Raw genomic sequence first — 5,065 nt, forward strand, 5'->3', positions numbered from 1 at the left:
TATGGAAATTCCTGTCTTAAAATTCTGGAAGTATAGCCTTTGAAAGATTTTACGGCTTTGTGAATACCAAACTGAGGTTCTACTTCCAGCAGCATATGAACATGATCCGGCATGATTTCCATTTCCAGAATCTCTACAGAAAGATTTGCAGCATACTCTGTGAGCAGTTCCTTCAACCTGGTATCTACACCATTGGTTAATACTTTTCGTCTATATTTAGGACACCATACTACATGGTATTTGCACGAATAGACGACATTGTTGTTTGATTTATATGTTGTATTCATGTTTGTATTATACTATATTTTTCCATTTAATACAACCACTATTTTGTCCATCTCAATTACTTGCGTAAATTCGATGGACGCGTCTTATATCCCCATAGCTAAAGCAAGAAGTTTTACGACGCATTGGATAACGCCGCAAAAACAACAAGTAAAAGTGTCAACACTTCCATTGTATTCATTGGCATTACCCCCTTTCTGTTTCCAGAAAGGACAACCATCAGACTATCCCTATCACGTTCTGATCTGATTAGATTCAGTATAGCATATCATCGACTATTTTACTACCTCTTCGACATACAAATCCCCTCTCGCGATTCGTCTACGAGAGGGGATTCTTTTTTATCGAATAAAGTAGTTTGTAATCTGATAATAATCGTTTTCTGTCATGCCGAGTACATCACTCATACCATCGTCCATATGTTCCCAAGTAGCTGGAAAGTCAAGATCCTGATTTGCAAATGAGAATACAGCTGAGAAATTCACAATCTTTCTTCCGTTATACTCCTGCGGTTGTCCATACATTACAGCGATTGCTCCATATGCATTATAATCATCCATCTGGTTTGCTTTATGGCCTGGAGAGGACATCCAAAGGTTGAAGATCTGGCGGGCAAGATCATCGGAATCTGTATATGACAGACCACCGCCGCAGCCGTTCTGTCTGCCACCATGCAGGGCCAGATTATCAGAAGTTCCGTATCCTGGCTGTGTGATTGATCTCATGATATGGTATCCGGCAGCGGCAACGCTTCTCGGATAACAATGCTTATCATCCCAGATCATGGCTGCGTGTCCTTCTTTGACACGTTCTTCATTTACCAGATCGAAAATCTTTCTGGAAACTTCCTGATCGTAAACGGTCATTCCAAGAGCCTCTTCGTTGGTGTATGGGATATTAATTTTTACTTCTACGTATCTTCCAACAACACCTCCGTTTGGCTTAGATCCCATTGCATCAGCTGAGATAATAACTTTTCGCATACCATTTTTTTTATGAACCGTTACAAGTCCATTTTCATCTACACTTGCTACTTCCGGATCATCCGAAGTCCATTTTACCGCTTTGTTGGTTGCATTTTCCGGATATACGGTTGCGGCCAGCTGCAGTGTCTGTCCAACTTCAGTTAATTCCAGATTACTGTTCGGTGTAATTGTTACGCTTGTTGCATAAACGGTTTCTGCTGGTGTCTCTGTTGGCTTCGGTGTCTCTGTTGGCTTCGGTGTCTCTGTTGGCTTCGGTGTCTCTGTCGGCTTCGGTGTCTCTGTCGGCTTTGGCGTTTCCGTTGGCTTTGGCGTTTCCGTTGGCTTTGGTGTCTCTGTTGGTTTCGCTTCCGGTTTTGTTGTAAGCGCACCGTCTTTTCCGTAGTAATTTCCGTTTACCGTCTGATCCGTTACCATCTTACAGTCTGATCGGAAATAATATGTCTTTCCGGAAATTTTCATCTGCATATCCTTGCAGGCTCCGCCCCAGCTCCGGATATAGTATTTTGCTCCGTTTTCTTCTTTCCAGCATCCGGAAAGCATAACTCCGTTTCCGTCCACAAAATACAGGTTATCTTTGTATGTAAAGCTTGTGTTCACTGCCATGGTGCTGTCTGCCTGGAACCAGTACCATTTTCCTCCGGTTTTCAGCCACTCATTCTGATAGGCTGCACCGTTATCATGCAGGTAATATTTTTTTCCGTTCCAGGTCTGCCAGCAGTTTTTATAAGCTCCGCCCCAGCTGCAGAAGAAATAGGTTTTTCCCCCGTCCGTGAAAGATTCATTTGCTTTCATGGTTCCGTCTGCGTTCAGATAGTAACGGTTATTGTCCCAGGTCTGCCAACCCGTTGCAATTTTTCCATCTTTTGCCAGTTTCCACTGTCCATCCATCACGATCCACTGCATGTTGGTTACTTCTGCAGCACTATTGAAGGTATACGAACGTCCATTGATTTTTGCAGACCGGCTCTTATAAGCTCCTCCCCAGCTGCAGAGATAACGGATTTTTCCGGTATCATCCAGTTTCCACTCATTGGAGCGCATACTTCCATCACTATTCATGTAGTATTTATTTCCATCCCAGGTCTGCCAGCCGGTTGCAATTTTTCCGTCTTTCACCAGATACCATTTTCCGCCTTTTACAACCCACTGGGAACCCTGTACCTTACTGTCTGCACCGAAAGTATAACTTCTGCCGTTGATTCTTGCCTTGCAGTTCAGGTAAGCTCCACCCCAGCTGCGGAAGTAGTAAACCGATCCATCCGTATCAATCATCCACTCATTTGCTTTCATGGTTCCGTCTGCATTCAGATAATATTTTTTTCCGTCCCAGGTCTGCCAGCCGGTCTGTTTTACACCGTCTTTGTAAAAATACCAGATTCCGGACTCCTGTGTCCATCCGGTTTTTCCAGCTGCCTGTACTGTCTGGGCAGAAACTACTGGGAACATATTTGTTGCGGCCGGTGTGCCTACTGCCAGGCTCAGGCCAAGAAGTACCATTGCGATTCTTTTTCTCATATTTTTTTCCTCCGTCCGTGTCAAACATTGACACCGATTTTTCTGTTTGAATTCCGTGTCAATGTTTGACACGGGATTCCTTGTTTTATTATTTCACTTTTTATTCTGGAATTTCTTCCAGAAGTTCCCCGGTATAATCTTCCCGTTTTCCAAGTTTTACGGCATCGTCCAGTTCGGACTGTTCCATGCATACACTTCCGATCGGGTGGATTCCTGGATCACAAAGAACCAGATACAGGTTTCCCTGGTAATCTTCCGCTACATCACCATCCTGCCGGTAGCCAATAAACTCATGCTCAATCGGTATTTCTTCCGGATGCTCCAGATAGAATGGATCAAGCTCTCCCCAGTCCAGTGTGGAAAAATTGAAATTCGGAAAACGTTCTGCTATTACTTTTTCTGCATTTTTTCGAAGCTCTTTCATGTCCATATGGTTTCTCCCCCTTTTTTATTTCTTTGGATCATATTATCATATTACCTTTCCAATTCCGTAATTACAAGAGTCTTTTGCTATTTTTCATATTGCATTTTTATTACATTCTAATCACCCCTCTGTTTTATTTGCATTTGTTGTTATTGTAATATGGCTTCCGCTGCTGAATGCGGCTTCCATAGATGCCTTTAATGCGTTCAGGATTTCATCTGCACTTTTTGTTCCCCCGTAGAAACCCGTATTGGCCGTTTCCTGCGATTTTTCTGCATCGTACCGTAAAATGATCGTAAGTCCTGTTCCAGCCGTTGCAGCGTCCGAAAACGAGCTTGAAAGGGTTGTCTTGGATGTACAGGAAACGGTAAGTGTTCCACTCAGGAACTTACAGCCGGAAAACAGGTTCCCGCTATCCGTACAGGAAGATGGGATTTCACCGGTTATGGATTCCAGTGCGGTACATCCGAAAAAACTGCTGTTCATTTTCTGTGCAGACGATGGGATATGTACTTCTTTCAGGTTGACGCAGCCATTGCAGATATTCGAAAGTTCTTTCGCACTGTCCGGAATCTGGACAGATGCCAGAGCCATACAGCCGTAATACATAGAATCCATGTTCTCCAGCTGCATACAGGCTGTTGTATCGGCTCCATCGATCAGCGCCGTATCACCGTAAAATGCTTTTTTTGCCTGTTTTATATTCCCTGGAAGTTCCATGGCCTTTTCCAGTGCAATACACCCTTCTGCGCAGGATGTAATATCTTCCAGCCGGACCGCACCAGACATATCCGGCATACTGGTCATCGCTGTGGCATTTTTGAATGTTTCCACCATGCTTCTCACTGTGTCCGGAATGCGGCACAATGTTTCCAGGTATTCGTCATTTCCTGTAAACCAGTAGTCCATGCTTTCCACTTCTGCCTCCGGATCAATCCAGGTCAGCCGTTTAACAGAATCTTTCTTCCATGGCGCAGAATCTGATTTGAAATTCCGGACGCTTCCTTTTCCGGATATTTCTAGATCCCCGTTGGAATACAGGATAGCCTCCACATCATCTGGATTTTCTCTGCCGATTTTATACCTAACACTTTCATCACGGTCAATAAGCACTGTTATCTCTGCCTTGATATCCGGATATGCCTTGGAGGAAACCTCTACGGTAACACTGTGGCCATGTGCCGGCACTTTAGCCGGTGACACGCTGTATGTATCTGCATCCAGAAGCTGTTTCTGTTTCCCGGATATTCCGTATACGCGGAAATTTTTTTCTGAAAGCCGACTTCCGGCAGCATAGCTTTTCTCTGCAGCTTCCACCTTGATCGTTTCCGGTTTTTCCGGTGCAGCTTCTTTTCGAAATTTTGGCAGTACCAAAAATACGACTCCAACAAGAATCAGCAAAATAACAGCAATCAACGCTATGATCCACAAGCTGCTTTTCTTTTTCTGCCTTTTTTTCTCTGGCTGTTTTTTTGATACGGCCATTTTTACTCTTTTTTCTTTTCCGTATTGTGCAGGCACTTCAGGATATAACAGATATGATCTTTATCCAGCTTCAGGAACATGCTTTTTACAATCGGAACAGGACGTTCCTTTCCTCCAATCCGAATTGTTCCTGCATCCGGCGGCAGCATTAGGGTTTCTACAATCAGCTCGATCAGTTCATCCACTTCCTGCTTGTTATAGATCGGCGGGTAGTTCTCGTAATCAATATTTTTCCGAATCAGTTCCCGGTAGGCAGATATCCGATCCATCATATCCATCCCACCTCTTTTTGTTCCCCGCTTTATATTATGATGTTAGGGTCAAAACCATAAATAACTTTGTCCTCTATTTCTATAGCACCTTGAAAAAT

5 protein-coding genes are annotated in these 5,065 nt (G+C 43.8%); all 5 read right to left on the reverse strand.

Features of this window, described 5'->3' with window-relative positions; translation table 11 throughout:
- On the reverse strand, nt 1–287 hold a 287-nt coding region (gene tnpA, locus DW769_RS16150), incomplete at its 3' end, for an IS200/IS605 family transposase (RefSeq protein WP_118750637.1).
- Between the two features lie 339 nt (nt 288–626).
- On the reverse strand, nt 627–2,786 hold the full coding sequence (locus tag DW769_RS16155; protein WP_118750635.1) for an Ig-like domain-containing protein: 2,160 nt from the start codon (nt 2,784–2,786) through the stop codon (nt 627–629).
- A gap of 100 nt (nt 2,787–2,886) precedes the next feature.
- Complete coding sequence (locus DW769_RS16160) at nt 2,887–3,216, reverse strand: hypothetical protein (protein ID WP_117812925.1); 330 nt, start codon at nt 3,214–3,216, stop codon at nt 2,887–2,889.
- 114 nt (nt 3,217–3,330) lie between these two features.
- Nucleotides 3,331–4,584, reverse strand: coding sequence for a leucine-rich repeat protein (locus DW769_RS16165; protein ID WP_158579838.1), 1,254 nt, complete (start codon nt 4,582–4,584; stop codon nt 3,331–3,333).
- 113 nt (nt 4,585–4,697) lie between these two features.
- Nucleotides 4,698–4,973 (reverse strand): DUF6017 domain-containing protein, encoded by a 276-nt coding sequence (locus DW769_RS16170; protein WP_055265164.1) that lies wholly within the window; start codon nt 4,971–4,973, stop codon nt 4,698–4,700.
- Between the last annotated feature and the right edge of the window lie 92 nt (nt 4,974–5,065).

The organism is Blautia sp. AM29-29, assembly GCF_003480555.1.
In the GTDB taxonomy this organism is placed as follows: domain Bacteria; phylum Bacillota; class Clostridia; order Lachnospirales; family Lachnospiraceae; genus Fusicatenibacter; species Fusicatenibacter saccharivorans.